Genomic DNA, 17,651 nt, shown 5'->3' on the forward strand with positions numbered 1-17,651 from the left:
TATAGGTAAGCAGGTTTTATTTAGTGTACACAAAAACCAATCAATCCAACTTAAATTAGTACGAATGGCAAGAAAATAAGGAATTCCTAAAATTATCGGAAAAATTATTTTTTATCACGGATTCAGGGTAATGTTAAATTTCCAAAAAGTGCAAGAAAAGTAATTGAGATGAGAAGGAGGCTGTATGATGGCTTTACTTCCTTCTGGCTCGGCTCCTAATGAAGTAGAACTTGTATACGTTGATACCGCCGATTTCACTCTTGTTATAAAAGGGAAACCTTATCATGAAAAATATCATGGATTATTACAATACAAACAGCTAGATTTTCATGATGTAATGAACTTTGATGTCAGGGGTAAACATATTAATGTCAAAAAAGTATATGATCTGGAAACTCAAGCATTAGTCGAACCAACAAATCAGAGACCAATATTTTTCGAAAACGGAAGTTATCAAATAGTTGTTTCACCAAAAGATAAGAACGATTTATCGTTCTATCATGAACATCCTATACTGAGAAAAGCGGTAGGAAGAGTTGATATTGGAGATAGTTATTTTTTAATGGGGAGCCTACAGTTTCAAAATGAAGTTGGTTTATCAACATTCGAAATTCGAAGTGGAGAAGAAGTACTTTTAGAAGTAACTATGGAAATATTTCCGACGAAGCTAGATTACAAAGCTGATTATAAAAAACTTCTTGATGAGGTAAATGATGAGATTTATAACTTAGCTTTTCATTTCATTAAGAAAACATATTTAGGAGCTAAAGTAAATGTTGAAGGAAAACCTTCAAGAAGCGAATTTTATCGGTTACTAGACTTTCATTTTGAAGGATTAATAAAAGCAATACAACATATAGAGTCACAACCCAATCGTAAATTAATTACTACTCATATTCACGCTAGGGGAGATCAACTCGGTAAATTAGATCAAAAAGGCAGACAATATATCAGGAAACGTCCACATTTGCTTATTGATGTTAAATCAGGAATTGAGATGGAAAATAGAGTGGTTTTGCCTAAATCAGGGTTGAAAATCAAAAAAGACCATACCATCGATACACTTGAAAATCAATTTATTAAATGGATAATGATTAGGCTACAGAACAAAATTTCAAATTTATTAATGAAAGTAGCAAGTAAAAATAAGCGGTATGAAGTAGAGCCCGATCCAGATTTAGTTAAAAAAATTGAAACAAAGCTTTCAAGCTTAGATAAAAGAGTGAAGAATTCATTTTGGAATAAGATAGGAAAACTAGATAGGTCGGTAATGAGTCTTGTAATTCAAATGGCTCCAGGATATAGGAATGTATTTCAAACTTATTTAATACTTTCAAAAGGACTTACATTACAAGGAACTCTTTACCAAATGTCTGTAAAAGATGTTGCTACAATGTATGAATATTGGACTTTTATTAAGCTGGGTCAAATTCTAAATAAAAATTATGAACAAATAGATCAAGATATAATTAAGGTGAATCGGGAAGGTTTGTTTGTTAATCTGGACACAAAATCTACTGCAAAACGAGTATACCAACATCCCGTAACAAAGGAACAGATTATATTAACATATCAAAAAGCGGAACGTAATTTACCTACTTTGTCTCAAAAACCGGATACGACACTAAGTATTGAAAAAAAAGGTAAAAATTTTAAATACAATTATATTTTTGATGCTAAATATCGGATTGATTTTGCTGTCGAAGGCAGCTATTACAAAAGGTATTACCAGGAACCTGGACCAATGGAAGAAGATATAAATACAATGCATAGGTACAGGGATTCTTTGGTAGATCAACAAAATGGTCCATTTGAAAGAACTGCATTTGGTGCATATGTATTATTTCCTTGGAAGGATGAGGATTTATACGAAAACCATCATTTTTATCAGAGTATTGGTAAGGTGAATATCGGTGGTTTTCCTTTTCTACCCAATGCTACACGATTGGTTGAGCAATTTATAGAACATTTAATTGAAAAAAGTCCAGAGGAAATTCAGAAGGAAGGAATTTTACCGAGGGGTTCTAAAGAAGAATGGATTTCCGCTTTAGATGAAAGGGTCCTTGTAGGAACGGTAACATCAAAGGAATATTATGAAAGATTTATCAATAATCTTTTTTACTATATCCCTTCAAATAGCTTAAAAAGAGGCTGGCAGGAAGCGAAGTATGTTGCATTATATTTAGTTAATGGTATAGCCTCTAAAAATGGCATAGTTTGTTATGGGAAAATAACTGACGTTAAATTTGTTAAAGGATTTGAAATCAATGAACGCCTTATCAACGATTCTGCTGAATATCTAAAATTTGAAATTGAGGTTTGGAATTCACTATCACAACCAATTAATCCTGTTGGTTATGGAATCTCAATTTATTCAATGACCACATTATCAACATTAAAAGATGCAAAAGAGCTACCGGAGATATTCATGAAATCAAAGGAAGAAAGAACAATTTGGCGAATGCTAAGGAGAATATCAGATCAGGTTTCAATTGATTTGGATGCGAAAAATTTGGATAAAGCGTCAAAAATTAATAGATTTCAATTTAAAAATGTTGTGGTGAACTTGGATAACGAGATTAGACACATGAATATCATTCATGAACACGGAAATAAGTTAATTGGTTATGAAGAATTAATTAAAAAGCCATCGAGCGTGTTTAAACAAATAATTGAAATAATAGAAGCTAGGTAATAGTTAGCTCAAAAGAAAGAAGAGTCATTACGGCTCTTCTTTTTCCGATAGTATTTACCTACTGATTATCAAAAAATGTAATTTTTTGTGGTATAATCTAGAAAAATATAGAAATTACATTTATGTATATGGTATTTCACATTACATGGTCAGGAGGAAAAGAATTGGAGCTGCTAATTAGTTTAATTATAATTTCCATTCTTGTAGGTCTTGGATTACCTAATGTTAAGGGATTCCTCGGAGAAGCATCGGTTCGCCTTTATTTAAGCAAGCTTGATAAAGAGAAATATAAGGTTTTTAACGATGTTTTAATACCATTAAAAAATAGAAAAGCTTCTCAAATTGACCATGTTGTCGTGTCACCGTATGGAATTTTTGTAATTGAGACAAAGAATTATAAAGGGTGGATTTACGGTGATTCCAAGAGTAAATATTGGACACAAGTATTCTATAAGCGAAAGGAAAAGCTTTATAATCCTATTTGGCAAAACTATGGTCATATAAAAGCATTACAGGAATACTTAGGGATTGAGAAAGAAGAACTCTATCATTCTATTGTTTCGTTCAGTAACCGTGCAACTCTCAAAAAAATTGAAACAAGCGGGACAAATACAAGTGTTATTTATTCGTCACGACTTGTTAGTACAATAAATGCTCATAAAAAGGTCGTAATATCTACTGGACAAGTGCGACAAATTGCAGCAAAGCTTGAGAAGACAATAAATGCTGACCGTGAAAAGAAAAAGCAGCATGTTAAGACCATTAAAGATTCAAAACGCTTTAATCAGTATAAGATTAACGCAAACATGTGCCCAAAATGTGGTTCAATCCTTGTTGAACGAAAAGGAAAATACGGTGCTTTTATGGGCTGCAGTAACTATCCAAAGTGTAGGTTTGTTCTGAATAATAATCAGGCAAAGATATAGAAGAGGATGCTTTTTTTTCCTTGATGTTAACAAGTAATGACCGCTTGGCTTCGAAATCTAAGTCAAATACGGGCTTGTCAAGCTGGATGTCATTTTGTAACCAATCCGGAATCAACTCTTTTCGGATTGGTTTTTTATTGGTTTCCTGTTGCTTTTGTCTTTTATGGGCAATGCGAGAGTTAAGAATTTCATCAATTGTTTGAAACCCTCTGTCAATCCAATCAAGTAGTATTGTCTCATGTAAGTCCAGCGATTCGCCCCATTTCGTAAAGCTAGTTTCATTGCTTCAACGACTAGTTCGCTAGAAAGTTGACAGTTTTTTGTGACAAAATTATGAACTTTTCGGTTTTGGTTGATTTTTTTAGTGATTAACGATATGTCCACGACTCGTCCCCGACACGTGGACAAAAAGAAAAAGAAAATAAAAAATAACAACAAGATCTCTATCCATTTTAGGAGAATAATCCTTAGAATCTCCAGAATAATAGTTTAGGTGTTTCCTTTTTTTAATTTTTTTTCATATGGATGCCCCTTTTTACCCCTTACCTCTCTATAACATAGGTGTAAAGGAGGTGAGGGACATGGCAGTATTAACAGACATTCAACGTACGCAGTTACGCTTCGAGTTTGAAAATGGAGTTGATGACAAAGGTCAGATGACGTACAAAAATAAAAACTACAACAACATCAACCCACTTGTTACAGCTGAAGATTTGTATGCAGTAGCTGTTTCAATCGAAAAGCTACAAAGTTTACAGCTTGTCGGATTTGAGCGTAATGACAGCTATTCACTAGCTAGCGACGGAAAGTAAGTTTTTAACAAAATGGATAGAAAGGAGGAATAACAATGGCAAAAACATTGGAAATGCAATTTAAAAATGAAGATGGAAAAACGGCGACTGTTTCCATTGAAAATCCAATCGAACCTGTTGATGCAGCAGCGGTTTCCACTGCAATGGATCTCATTATATCAACAAATGTGTTTTTAACACCTGGTGGTGCGATTGTTGAGAAAAAAGGCGCGCGCGTTGTCGAGCGTAATGTTGAAACAGTAGAAATGTAAGGATATGGGCCAACTCTCTAGTAGGGAGTTGGCTCTAGATTTTTAATGAAAGGAGGAGGTATGGTGGAGCAGCTGCTGCCTTTAATTCAAGAGGTTGGCTTTCCTGTCGTCGTGACATTCTATCTTTTGCACCGGATAGAAAGGAAGCTTGATAGTGTCATTGATTCGATTCAAATGCTACCACAAAGCATGAAGGCCGACCCACCGTATGAGACGAAGAAAAGTATATCGTAGAAAATGAGGCACCTGACATTCGAGAGAAAAAAGTGCCACGTTAGGAGGAACACTTGTACAGAGTCCTTGCAGGGAAGATGCAGAACTCTGTACTTTTTTATGTAGTACTATGATTTTACTAACTTTTCAACAGGTTGGAAGCCCTTTGTCTTTAAAAATTTCATGTTGTGCTCAAAATTGTTAAGCGAATCGGAACAATCAATAGCATCAAGATTTAAACTCTTAAAAGTTTCCTTATCTATTTTGGCTGATACTATCGTTTCCTTTTCGGTATGCCCGGTAACAGTATTGAGTCGTTCGTCGTTCGCATGAATATATACATAATCGATTGGTAATAAAGCAAATAAATCACCAGCTATCCGAAGCACACAGCTACACACATAATCCTGTTCAATGTCTAGCTTTTTGGTTTTTGGCATGGCCTTTCTTGAAAGCTTACCTGTTTTCGTTAAGGATAAGATTTCATCTGGAACGACTGAAGACGAATGGACGTCAAATTCAACCTCAAGATAGGATGGATCCTCCATGAAAAATTCAAACCCACTGCCAAATTCGGCTAAGTCGTCGAGGGGGGCAAATTCCTCTAAAACGTGGAAATAGGTGTCGGGATCACCTTCCAACACCTTGGAAGCAATTTGAACTAAATATTCCCATTCTTCGTATTCATCTTGGTCCTTTTTCTTTGCCACTTCAATTTCGGCTTGTAATTTTGCCTGTATTTTCACGTCTTGCTTAAATAATTTTTCAAAAAAGCCCGGCTTATAGTCGTTTGCCGCTTTTCTTGCAGAAATCTCATGCGGTCCTTGATGTCCAGGTAGAAAGGGTGGAGGAGTATGTCTTAGTTCTTCCCAATCGACAGGTGTGTCGCATTCCTTATGAATCGACTTAATCATTTCAAGCTTATTCTCAAAAAGCTCTACCTGATACTGATTGTATTCAATCTCCTGGCGTTTTTGAGCTTCACGCTGCTGTCTTTTCAGTTCATTATGTTGTTTATAAGCGTTAGAGCGGTAGTTTTTCCGTCCAGAACTGGCAGTGGTTGTGTAAGAAATGCCGCTACCTGGAATGCCAGTTGTTACTCTTCTTTGCCCTCTCGAATTAACGGAATAACGTAGACCTCTTACTCCAAAGCTGGCACCAACCCCACGTTTCGATACATTTACTCGCACACCGGGTGCGATTTTAAAGCTTTTACGAAAGCTGAGTCCCATATTTCTTCACCCCGCGATTTTATTATTTTTCCTCATTATACCAAAAATGAATAAATGTTGGAGAATGTACCAAAGGCGCGGGTTTCATTTATGAAGCGCGGGCAAAAGAACTACGAGATTTGTTAAGTAACCTTGAAGGTGAGCGGAGATTGGGAAGAGAAGAAGGTAAAGAGCTAGGAAGAACAGAAGAAAAATATCAAACTGCTTTAAAGATGATTAAAAAAGGTCTGGACCTTTCTTTAACTCAGGAGATTACTGGTTTATCAGAAGATGAAATTTTGAAACTGAAAAATAAATTAGGGTAGAACATATTAACAGGAAATCCGCTCCCCATGGTGCCCACGGTAATCTTAAATGCATTGCATGATTTGTCCTTTTTTCGAATAGCTATAAGCAAGGTGAATTTTGGACGTGCAGTGAAGGGGGCCTAACAGTGGTTGAAGTAATTTTGAGGTTATTTGTGAGGGAAGATCAGGCAGAGGCAGTATTGGCGAGTCCGTTGGTTGAATTGATTTTTATGGTGCTTTTTGTTGGGTTTATCGTGGCAATTCTAGTTCATTTTACGCTGTACAGCAAATTGCGTAGAATCCGGAATTTTATCCGTGATACGAATACACTTGAGATTGATCCGCTCAATCGAATTCAGGCAGATTTTGAACAAGTGAGCCAAAAGGAATCGGTGAAGGTCGAGACCTTTGTTCAAAACAAAATATCTGGGTGGCGTGTATTGAATGTACAGGTTGTGAATCTGATTAAAATCGTTCAAATGACGGTGTCCATTTTTATTTTAATCGGTGTGCTTGGGACGTTCATTGGATTGGCGATGTCACTAGGGAGCATTGACACAACAGGTGATATGCTTGTGGAAAACGTCGCAATAGTGCTTGCGGGGATTGATGTTGCGTTTTACACGAGTATTGCTGGAATGGGGTTGTCGTTGATCATGACGGTTGTGACCCGGGTCGCCAATACGGAATTTATGTTGACGGATATCATGTTGAAAACGGAGTCGATTTTAGAAGGAAATGAACAGGATGGAATCGGGCGACTAATTGCTGTTTCAGAGACAATCAATTCGTCGATTCTCGAGCTACGGAACACGAATCAAGAGTTGCTTCAAAGTATCGTCAATTCATTCAAAGGGTTCCAGGAATATACGGTTGGTTTGCAGCAATCAGCTAAGGATTTGGCGAGATTTAATGAGGGACTTACGGAAAATCTTAAACAGTTTTCTGTGATTTTTCATGGTGTTCAGGAATTAACAGAGGGCTTTGATCAAGGTGTGAAAAAATTAAACCACAACTTTGATCAACTGTTTACGTATTTTGAGAGCATGGATCAGCGCAACGAAAAAATGCGTAGTGCTTTTACGGAGACGTATAAAAAGATAGCGGAATTAACGGTAGCGCAAAAGGAAACGATGAATCATTTTCAGCAATCCGTTGTCGATCTTAGAGAATATTTCTCCACCATTGCCGAGAGACAGGAATCGATTTATAGTGCATTTGACAAAATGAATGAACAAAGTGAACACCAGATTAAATTGATGAAGGAAAATAATCTTCAGTTTGAACGCATTTTTGGAACAGATGTAAGTTCTAAGTTAACTGATATAATTTCTTCCCTACGTGATGTTCGGAATGATTTTAAAGGGCTTGGTCAATCTATTGGACGTCTGCCACATGCGCTAGATACAATTAACAAAGCCCAAACGGAATATAAAAATCTTTTATCCTATCGCTTCGATGAATTGACGCATTTCACTCATGAATTTAACTCGCATTTACAGGTTCATTTAACAAATTCCCAAGCGATTGAAAGCTACTTGAGTGAGGCGTCTCGCTCAAATGAGCAGGTGGGGATGAAGTATATGAAGCTATTAAATGAAATCAATCGGACGATTACCCAAATGGGAGATTCCTTTCAATATAAAGAAAACCAGATAGACGCGAGTGTGAATGCTTTACGTGATACGCTTTCGAAATATGTGACAAATCTAGAGGGGACTCTAGGGGAAAAACTTGATAAAATAAGCAGAAATCTGAATGAATACATCCTGGAGATGAATGAGTCAGTAAAAAAGGAATTTAAACAGATTGGCGAGATCACAGGGGATATTGGGCAAAGAAATGCGCGTCAGTTGCAGCAATCATTGGGAGATATCGGTCAGGAATTTCAACAATTTAACCGACAGCTTCAGTCGATTAGCCAAAGGACGGTTCAGGAAAATAGTCGTGTAAGGATTGGAACGAATGATTAGTAAATACCAAAGGCTTTTTCATCGGGAGCAAGAGGAGAGTTCGTTTTGGCCATCCTTTACGGATTTATTAACATCGGTATTGCTATGTTTTATCCTGATTTTTATTATCATGATGGTGATCAAGTCGTTTCAAATTCAAGAAATGAAAAAAACAATTGATCAAATCATGGGAGTCAGGGTGGGGCTCATTGAGGATTTAAACGAAAAATTCAGTGATTCTAGCATTGAAATTGACGAAAAAACGGGTGCATTGATTTTTAATACGGATATTTTGTTTGAGTATGATTCAGCGGTGTTAAAACCTGAAGCATTTACATTTTTGAATGAATTTGTCCCGGCGTATTTGGATGTGCTGCTTGAGAATGGGTATGAACAATATATTTCTGAAATTATCATCGAAGGGCATGCAGACAAGGATGGTTCGTATCTGTATAATATGGAGCTCTCCCAGCAACGGGCCTATAGTGTGGCGGACTATATTTTAAGTGAGGAATTTCCGTATAAAAATATCCAGGAACATTTAAAAACGAAGCTCACGGTGAATGGACGATCCTTTACGGACGGGCGTGTGGATGAGAATGGAAACTACGACGGTCAAGCCTCTCGGAGAGTCGAGTTTAAATTCCGCTTAAAAGATCAAGAAATATTAGAAAAGACAAGAGAATTGTTAGGGAGATGAGGAAGAATTCGGTTTTGGCCGGATTCTTTTTTGGGTCGGTGAACAATCAAATGACACCGTTACTATTTAAATGAAGAAGGGTTTTAGCAAATTATGTCGAAAGTAAGCTTAGGAGAAAATAGGGGGGATACCCTTAAAACAAAAACGATCCCTGCCAAACTAAAGTAACCTCACCTTTGAAACCTTCAATATGCAAATGTAACCAATACCCTACTTACCATTTCCCATATAAATGGATTTCCTATAAAATAGTACTTAAAGATTACATAACCTCGAATCGAAAGTGGACGAGGAACATGTTTCCGTGACCTACCGAAAGGATGATCGTTTTTGGACGTGACTATGAAGAAAGTGATAGAGGCTAGTTATTTGACAGCAGATTCTGCTGCTCAGTATCGGACAATTTTACGCTATTTTTATCATCAGCATGAGAGAATGCGAGATTTTATTGCACCGGAAGAAATTTTAGAATATATGCGTTCTATTCCTCATTTTTCTGATTATCAGGAAGAGCAGCTCCATCAACAATTGGCACAACTCGTAAAGTGGAACAATTTGATTGCCAGACAAGATATGACGAATGCGAAAACGGTTGAAGAATATAAAAAGAAGCGTTTTCGCTATCAGTCTACTCCTTATACAATAGAAATCGAAAGAATGCTTGTTGTTCTTGAAAAAAAGGTTGGAGATACTTTTCAAGGATCATTGGAACGATCTCAATTTGATAGACTCCTCCAAGCGATTACCAGTTTACAACATGAAATGGAACACCAATTACCAAAGAATGCAGAAGAATATATGCGAATGTGGGAAGATGTCTTTCGTTATTTCCAAACCATCCGCACAAGTACGGCTGATTATATTGCTTATATTAATAGTGAACAAACAGATCAAAGGATGCAAACAGAAGCCTTTCTTGTTTATAAAAATCAGTTTACAACCTATTTACGTGATTTCATTGTGTCACTTCAAAAGACCTCTCTCCAAATTGGGGAAAGGTTACATGAGTTAACTCCGCAAAAATTAGATGTGTTTTTTGGAAAGTTGATTGAACATCGAAAATCCATTCCACGCTTAGAGGATGTTTCTACATCAGTTGAGGAATGGCGAACGGAGTACATAGAATATTGGGATTCATTAAGGCAATGGTTCTTAGGTTCAAGTACCCAGCAGAGTGAATTGGACATGCTCCAATGGCAAACAAATGAAATGATCCGTCGTATGACACGATATGTCCAGCGAATTGGTGAAAGACAACAGCATTTTCGAAGTAGGAAAAATGATTACCTGCACTTAGCGAATTGGTTTGCGAATAGCACATCCTTAGATGAAGCACATAAGCTTTCCTCTGTTGTTTTTGGAGCAATGACGATTCAACACCTTCAACTTGAGGAAGGGACCACCGATAATTTGCATTCTGATACGTGGGATGAGAATCCTATTCATTTATCGATCAAACCAAGAACCAATCGTTATCGAGAAAAGACAAAACCTGGTGCGATGACGTCAAACACATTAAAGAAAATGCAACAGCGCGAACAGTATTTAGAAGAACGTAGGCAGGAGCGAGCCCTTATTGACCAATATATGAATGAAGGAATCATTCAGCTTTCTGAAATTTCAAAGGTGGATCCTTTTGTTCGAAAGGTTTTACTGAGTTGGATTGGAAAATCAATGGCAAGTAAAAATCATAAGGTGAAAACAGATTATGGAATGGTTGTTAAGGTAACAATTGATAATAGTAAAAGAATTTTACTAGAATCTGAGGATGGAACTTTAAAGATGCCTGATGTACGGTTTGAATTTGTGGAACAAGGAAGTGGGTTAGGATGAGGGAGCAAACACTAGAGTTTGATGAGAAAGCGAGCCTTGGTATGGATCTCTTATTTAATCATTACTGGATTTTACGTGTGGAAAATCCGGAATGGTATCAACTTATTCGTGAACGTGAAAAGGTCCTTCGTCGTTACATTAATGAAAAATTTGGGTTGCGACTTATTGTTCATCAGCATTTTATCAAACTTGAAAAAATCCCTGTTGAACCACAGAGTTGGATGGGAATTAACGATTTTCAGGAGCCGATGGATTATGCCATTTTTTGCTGTGCTTTATCTTTTTTAGAGGGTAAATCTGTTGATGAACAGTTTTTATTATCGGATTTATGCCAAGAAATACAGGCAGACTATCCAGGAGAGTTTGAACTTGATTGGACTCTTTATATCCATAGAAAGTCACTTATTCGAGCGATTAAGGTCTTACTTGATTTCCAATTAATCCGAACCATTGATGGGGACATTGGTCGATTCGACCACGATGAAGAACAGGAAGTATTATATGAAGCAACGGTGTACAGTCGCTATTTTATGCGCTCCTATCCAGATGATTTTGTTACCTATAAAAATTGGGAAGAGCTTTTAAATGAGGATTGGAAACTCAATCAAGAAGATGAACGTAGAAAGAGAGTGTATCGAAAACTCTTTTTTTCACCTGCTCTGCACCGTGTAGACCTTCAAGACCCTGATTTTTTATATATTCGAAATTACCGCAACCGTTTAGCTGAAGATATTGAGAATCATAGTGATTACAAATTACATGTTTATAAAAATACAGCTTTTTTATCAGTGGCTGAGCCGAAAAAGTACCAACAGATATATCCAAATTCAAAGGCGTCAACAGATATTCTCTTACAACTATCAGATTATCTTCATCATCATCTTGAACAGTTTACTCCAAAGGAAAATGGAGAAATTGTGATGACTGAGGGGGAACTAGATGGTGTTCTAGATATTCTACGTAAAAAGTACGAAAGTGGCTGGGCCAAATATTTCCGTGAGAAAACAACGAGCGCTGTTCGGACTGAATTAATAGATGCCATGAAGGACTGGATGATGGTTGAAGTTGAGGAGGAAAGCTCTTTAATTAAAATGAAACCAATCTTAGGGGTGTTGACAGGATCGTACCCTGATGATTTTGAAGGAGGAGAAGTCTAATGGCAACCAATAGATGGGTGATGAATCGAGCAGGTCTATTAAACTTTTGGTACTACGATCATGAAATTTTTCATTTCGAGGATGGAAAGCTCTTATTAAGAGGATCGAATGGCTCAGGAAAATCAGTAACGATGCAAAGCTTCCTGCCAGTTTTGCTAGATGGGAAAAAGTCACCTGATCGTCTTGACCCTTTTGGCTCAAAAGCTAGAAGAATGGAAGATTATTTATTAGGTGAAAAAGAAGTAGTGGATCGGGATGAACGGACGGGATATTTGTTTATTGAATACAAAAAAAGAGATTCAGAGCAGTATATTACAACGGGGATTGGGATGCAGGCGAAGCGAAACAAAGGGATCAAATCCTGGTATTTTCTGCTGACAGATAACCGAAGAGTGGGTCATGATTTCCATCTTTCACAGAAATACGCCGGAGATATGGTTCCACTTTCAGCGAAAGAATTGGAAAATCGGATTGGCAATGGTGGTTATATTGTAAATACACAACGCGAATACATGGAGCTTGTGAATAAATATGTCTTTGGTTTTAATTCAATAGATGCTTACGAAGATTTAATCAAATTATTAATTCAATTAAGAAGTCCAAAGCTCTCGAAGGATTTTAAACCTACTGTTATTTATGAAATCTTAGAATCTGCTTTACCACCATTAACAGATGATGAATTGCGTCATCTTTCAGACACGATTGAAAATATGGATCAGGCAGCCCAACAGCTGGAGCAATTGGAAAGAGAATATGAGTCCATCGGAAGGCTTGAGTCTGTCTATGATGCTTATAATCAATTCATTTTAGCGGAACGGGCTAACCAGTGGCAGCGAGCTGAAAAGAAGAGTACCTCTGCTAAAAAGCTGGTTCAGGACTTATCCAAACAGCTCGAAGAATTTGATGAAGAAATAGAGAAGCTTTCTGAAGATAAAACAGTATACCAACAACAAAAATATATTGCTGAACAAGAGAAAAGCTCCTTACAAAAGCATGAGGTATGGTCATTAGAGGAGAAAAAATCAGATAAAGAAAAAGAATCTGTTTCGTTATCACTAGAAATAAGTAAGCTTGACAATAAGTGGGCAGACCAAAATAACAAACTAAATCGGTTCTGGAAGGAAAAAGAAGAATACGAAACGAAGCTTGCACAGCTCGAAAGAAAGGCTTCAGAATTACTTGAAGAACTTGATGTAGATGCCCTAGAATCGGCTTTTTCACAGCATAAAGTTAATGTAAATGACTTTGAACGTGCACAGGCGGACCGTTTTGATTTTACCGTTTGGTTAAAGGAAGCAAAAGATCATCGAGCGCTCTTGATCCAATTAGAAAAACTTGCTGAAGAACAAACACGATTGGGGGAGGAACATTCACGTCTCATGCGCCAATCCTCCGAGAAGAAACGGCTTGTAGATGAATGTTTAAAAGAGTTGGATCACCTTCAAGCATGGTTTGAGGAACAACAGCAGCAACTTGAGAACGACGTTTTTCAATGGATGGAAGAACGTCCAAAGCTCACTTATACTGTAGAAATGCGACAGGAAATTGCAAGATCCTTACAAGGTCTTTATGAACGGAATCGATTTGATGTGGTTCGTGATCAGCTTTTTTCGGCAATCCATGATTATGAGGCAGAAGTTAAAAAGAACATCGCCATTACATCGGAAAAAATCGTACGTAAGGAAGAGGAAATAAAGGAAGCAGAAGAAGAGCTTTCTCGAATAAAACATCAAAAAATGGTCGAGCCGGAAAGATCAGAGGGAACGGAAGAATTTCGAGGGAAACTAAAGGTAGAAGGACAAGCGTTTCTCCCATTTTATGCAGCAGTTGAATTTCGTGAACATGTTACAGAAGAGCAAAAGGAGCGAATTGAATCAGCCCTGAAACGGGTAGGGATTTTAGACAGTTTGATTACTGACCAACCACTATCACCTGAACAGGATGCAGTGCTTGTAACTGAACCACGTCTTTTGGGTTATACATTAGCTGATTATTTAATGCCAGATGTAGATGAAGACAGTCCAATTTCAATGGAAAAAATAGATGAAGTACTCAGAAGCATCTCACTTGAAAGGGATGGAAGTGGATTTCACGTCGATATTGACGGTTCCTACTCAGTAGGCTGTTTAGTCGGTCACGCACCTTTTGAAGATAGCTCAAAGTTTATTGGCCGTGCTTCAAGGAAACGTCATCAAAAGGAACAAATACGAATTTGGACGGAGACCATTTTTAAGCTCCAAACAGAGTTAGCAGAATTACAAAATGTGTTAAACGTATTTGAAGAAGAACAACAGATGGTCGATAGATGGAAGAAGGAACTCCCTAATGACAAGGATTTATCGGAATTAAATGAACAAATTATTCAAAAAAAGCAAGAACTCACGCGCGAACAGGATTTTCTTCGTCAAATTGATGAGGAATGGAAAAAAATATATGATCGTCTAAATGAAGTGAAAAAACAGTTGCGTGAACAAGGTATTCACCTGAATATTACCCTGACAAAGGAAGAAATCTCACATGCATTAGAGGCGTCGGAAAGTTATTCTGAACACCTTAATCTGTTTCAAAACGTTTCCATCCAAATCGCTTATACAAAGAAAGAAGTTTCAGATGTCATGTCGCGGATTGAAGAAACAGAGGAAGAATTGGATGAAATTGCTGGCGATCGAAACATTCGAAAAACACAGTTGAATCAGATGAAAGCTGAAATTGAATCAATTGAACAACAGCTTCAATTAAAGGGTATTGATGACGTTAGAAGACGTATTCAAGAAGTTCAGATTGCTTTAAAAGAGGCTGAAGACAAGATTCAACTCATTTCGAATACCCTACCGCAAACGAAAGCTAACAAAGATCGATGTAATGATAAATTACAAGATGCACAGAAAGACCTTGCCTTTTGGCAGAATATGAACCAAGAGTGGAAAAAAATAGTTGAAAAGGAAAAGCACCAAGGCTTTGTGCAAGTTGAAGGCAATGATGCTGCAACCATTTTTGAACAACTGCAACCCGTTTTCGTGAAATATGATCGTTCAAAGTTACTGGAGCAATTAACAAAAGTCTTTTTTAATGAGCAAACGCATTTAACTGAATATAGAATGTTTGAATATACAGATGATGCAGACCTCCCAGAGTGGTTTCAAGAGGATTTTGGTGAGCAATATGAACCATTTAAGTCTGAATGGAACTCTTTAAAAGGAAGACGTGTCATTCAGATGGAATATAGGGGGCAACGGGTCAATCCCTATTATGTTTCTTCTGCTTTAAAGAAAGAACTCGAGGAACAAAAAGGATGGCTTGATGAACAAGACCGACAACTTTATGAGGATATCATTGTAAATACAGTAGGGACTATTCTCCGAAATCGAATTCAAAGAGCTCAGCAATGGGTAAAGGAAATGGATAAAATTATGGCGGAGCGTGATAATTCATCCGGTCTAATTTTCTCAATTGCTTGGAAACCATTGACTGCTGAATCTGAAAATGAGATGGACACAAAAGAACTTGTTCAGCTTTTACAAAGAAATAGCAAGTTCCTCAGTGAAGATGATTTAAATAAAATCACAAAGCACTTCCAATCTCGAATTGCCAAAGCAAAAGAGCTCATCCAATTAAGGAATGAAGGTTCAACACTTCATCAAGTTCTTAAAGAGGTTCTTGATTATCGCAAATGGTTTACATTTGTCCTATCTTTCAGTCGCGTGAACGAGCCAAAGCGTGAGCTAACAAATAATGCGTTCTTTAAATTTAGTGGTGGAGAAAAAGCCATGGCGATGTATATTCCGCTTTTCACGGCAGCCTATTCACGTTATAAAGAAGCGGGTGATATGGCACCATATATTATTTCTCTGGATGAAGCATTTGCTGGTGTGGATGAAAATAATATTCGTGACATGTTTGAGGTTGTTGAACAACTTGGCTTCAACTATATTATGAACTCTCAAGCCCTTTGGGGGGACTATGACACGATTTCAAGTCTGTCTATCGCTGAACTTGTTCGCCCGAAAAACGCTGATTTTGTTACTGTCATTCGTTATCAATGGGATGGAAAACAAAAATCCTTGGTCATTGATGGGGATGCGTTTATGGAGGAGCTAGTGACGAATGAACAGTAGAGTAAAAATATTTAAGGAAGAGCCAGGATTTATTAAGCTTTTTCGCTTATTTAAAGAGAAATATCGCTCTCTAGGTAGAATTGGTGGAACGGTGGGCATAAAAGATTTTGAGAGTCATGAACTAGATTCCATCGCAGGGTTTTTAGGCGTGCCGAAGGAGAAGATTTTACAAAAAGGAACGATATCCTTAATTGATTTTGATATTGAGTTAGCAAATACCGGATTTGAAGATTACACTTTACTAACTTTATTAGAGGAATTTTTCCAGGAAAGAATTTGGACGAAACAGGAAGAATTAGAGGTAGCGCAAGAACAAGAGGATGCTTTTTTCCAATCAATCCATCATCCCGAATTAGGCTGGTGGATTGAATGGATTCGGTCTAAGGGGCCGGACACAAGATGGATTTGGTCGTTATATAAAGCGAATAAGGACAATCTTCGTGAAAAAATTCAAACGACTTGCAAGGCCTTCACATTGCTTCCAAAGGAAGGAGAGTTTGAAAGGCTCCCCTTCTTTTCTCAAAGGATCACTGGTAACCCTCACTACTTCGACAATAACGAGATTGGTGGCAAATTATTTGTTCATTGTTTGTATGTTGATCAATTGATTCATGGGAACACTGAAGTGGTTATGCCCAAGAGTGTTGAGGAGCTTAATGAATTATTGTCGGAATATCGAATTATGCGGGATGATCTATGGAATTTTGTGACTTGTCAAGGGCTGCTTGCCTCAAGTAATGGTGAAGTCCATCCTGTTTGGAAAGCTGCTGCCTTGACTCGGACAGTTATGAACATTCCAATGAAAGAGTTAGCAAAAATAGATAAGGTTGCACCTGTAATAGGAAAAAAGATTTGGGTGGTTGAAAACTCAAGTGTTGCTTCAACGATCATGGATAGGGTTCCTGATGCTGCTATTATCTGCACGCATGGCCAAGTAAGGTTGGCAGGCTGGCGATTATTGGACTTGTTAGTAGCAGAAAATTGTATTCTATATTATTCAGGTGATTTGGACCCAGAGGGGATTTCCATAGCAAATCGCCTCAAAGAAAGATACAAGGAAAATGTCCACTTATGGCGAATGGATAAAAAATCCTATTTAGAATCACTTTCTAGTGAAGATATTTCAACGAGACTTAGTAAACTAGATCGAATCACTTCTCCTGAATGGGTTGACGTTATTACCGCTATGAAAGAAACAAAACTAGCAGGGTACCAAGAAGCACTTGTACATGAAATGATTGATGATATTAAGGGATTAAACACAACTGATTTTTAGTATCAATAATATGTGGGCATGTACCTTTTGGTAGGTACATGCCTTTTGGTGATTGATTTAACTTAGAAATAGAGAGCGATTTGGACAGTAAGAGTTCACAATAGCAGCAATGAGTCAAAATCAATTTCTCATTCTGACACAAACTGAAAAACCAAGATTGATAGTGTCAAAAACCAATCGGTAGTTAGACAACAAGGTGATA

The 17,651-nt window shown here is 37.3% G+C and carries 13 protein-coding genes; 12 read left to right on the top strand and 1 reads right to left on the bottom strand.

Annotation, left to right across the window (positions count from 1 at the left end; translation table 11 throughout):
* Window positions 1-187 precede the first annotated feature (187 nt).
* The 5 genes from E1I69_RS18830 to E1I69_RS18850 all read left to right on the top strand — a co-directional run bounded on the left by E1I69_RS18830 (window position 188) and on the right by E1I69_RS18850 (window position 4,918).
* Window positions 188-2,695 carry a restriction endonuclease-like protein gene (locus tag E1I69_RS18830; RefSeq protein WP_136381104.1) on the top strand — a complete coding sequence of 836 codons (2,508 nt, stop codon included), beginning with the start codon at window positions 188-190 and terminating at the stop codon, window positions 2,693-2,695.
* 164 nt (window positions 2,696-2,859) lie between these two features.
* Window positions 2,860-3,621, top strand: a complete 762-nt coding sequence (locus E1I69_RS18835) for an NERD domain-containing protein (protein WP_242634642.1) — start codon at window positions 2,860-2,862, stop codon at window positions 3,619-3,621.
* Window positions 3,622-4,202: 581 nt separating this feature from the next.
* Window positions 4,203-4,433 (top strand): DUF1659 domain-containing protein, encoded by a 231-nt coding sequence (locus E1I69_RS18840; RefSeq protein WP_136381105.1) that lies wholly within the window; start codon window positions 4,203-4,205, stop codon window positions 4,431-4,433.
* 35 nt (window positions 4,434-4,468) lie between these two features.
* On the top strand, window positions 4,469-4,684 hold the full coding sequence (locus E1I69_RS18845; RefSeq protein ID WP_136381106.1) for a DUF2922 domain-containing protein: 216 nt from the start codon (window positions 4,469-4,471) through the stop codon (window positions 4,682-4,684).
* 63 nt (window positions 4,685-4,747) lie between these two features.
* Entirely contained in the window at window positions 4,748-4,918 is a 171-nt protein-coding gene (locus E1I69_RS18850; RefSeq protein WP_136381107.1) for a YvrJ family protein, read from the top strand.
* A 107-nt stretch (window positions 4,919-5,025) separates the two neighbouring features.
* On the opposite strand, the gene E1I69_RS18855 is transcribed toward E1I69_RS18850, so the two are convergent.
* Window positions 5,026-6,129, bottom strand: a complete 1,104-nt coding sequence (locus tag E1I69_RS18855; RefSeq protein WP_136381108.1) for a DUF4236 domain-containing protein — start codon at window positions 6,127-6,129, stop codon at window positions 5,026-5,028.
* A 149-nt stretch (window positions 6,130-6,278) separates the two neighbouring features.
* Between E1I69_RS18855 and E1I69_RS24460 the strand changes: the two genes are divergently transcribed.
* The 7 genes from E1I69_RS24460 to E1I69_RS18885 all read left to right on the top strand — a co-directional run bounded on the left by E1I69_RS24460 (window position 6,279) and on the right by E1I69_RS18885 (window position 17,449).
* A complete protein-coding gene (locus tag E1I69_RS24460) occupies window positions 6,279-6,434 on the top strand; it encodes a hypothetical protein (protein ID WP_154670418.1) in 156 nt (51 codons plus the stop codon).
* 128 nt (window positions 6,435-6,562) lie between these two features.
* A complete protein-coding gene (locus E1I69_RS18860) occupies window positions 6,563-8,389 on the top strand; it encodes a MotA/TolQ/ExbB proton channel family protein (RefSeq protein WP_136381109.1) in 1,827 nt (608 codons plus the stop codon).
* Window positions 8,382-9,068: an OmpA family protein gene (locus E1I69_RS18865; protein ID WP_136381110.1), complete on the top strand. Its 687-nt coding sequence runs from the start codon at window positions 8,382-8,384 to the stop codon at window positions 9,066-9,068. The genes E1I69_RS18860 and E1I69_RS18865 overlap by 8 nt, the downstream gene beginning before the upstream one ends.
* 330 nt (window positions 9,069-9,398) lie before the next feature.
* Window positions 9,399-10,901: a TIGR02677 family protein gene (locus E1I69_RS18870; RefSeq protein WP_136381111.1), complete on the top strand. Its 1,503-nt coding sequence runs from the start codon at window positions 9,399-9,401 to the stop codon at window positions 10,899-10,901.
* Window positions 10,898-12,058: a TIGR02678 family protein gene (locus E1I69_RS18875; RefSeq protein WP_136381112.1), complete on the top strand. Its 1,161-nt coding sequence runs from the start codon at window positions 10,898-10,900 to the stop codon at window positions 12,056-12,058. Before E1I69_RS18870 ends, E1I69_RS18875 begins: the two co-directional genes overlap by 4 nt.
* Window positions 12,058-16,173 carry a TIGR02680 family protein gene (locus E1I69_RS18880; RefSeq protein ID WP_136381113.1) on the top strand — a complete coding sequence of 1,372 codons (4,116 nt, stop codon included), beginning with the start codon at window positions 12,058-12,060 and terminating at the stop codon, window positions 16,171-16,173. Before E1I69_RS18875 ends, E1I69_RS18880 begins: the two co-directional genes overlap by 1 nt.
* Entirely contained in the window at window positions 16,163-17,449 is a 1,287-nt protein-coding gene (locus E1I69_RS18885; RefSeq protein WP_136381114.1) for a TIGR02679 family protein, read from the top strand. The genes E1I69_RS18880 and E1I69_RS18885 overlap by 11 nt, the downstream gene beginning before the upstream one ends.
* Window positions 17,450-17,651: the final 202 nt, after the last annotated feature.

This window comes from Bacillus timonensis, from assembly GCF_004799755.1.
Taxonomy (GTDB): Bacteria; Bacillota; Bacilli; order Bacillales; family Bacillaceae_L; genus Ferdinandcohnia; species Ferdinandcohnia timonensis_A.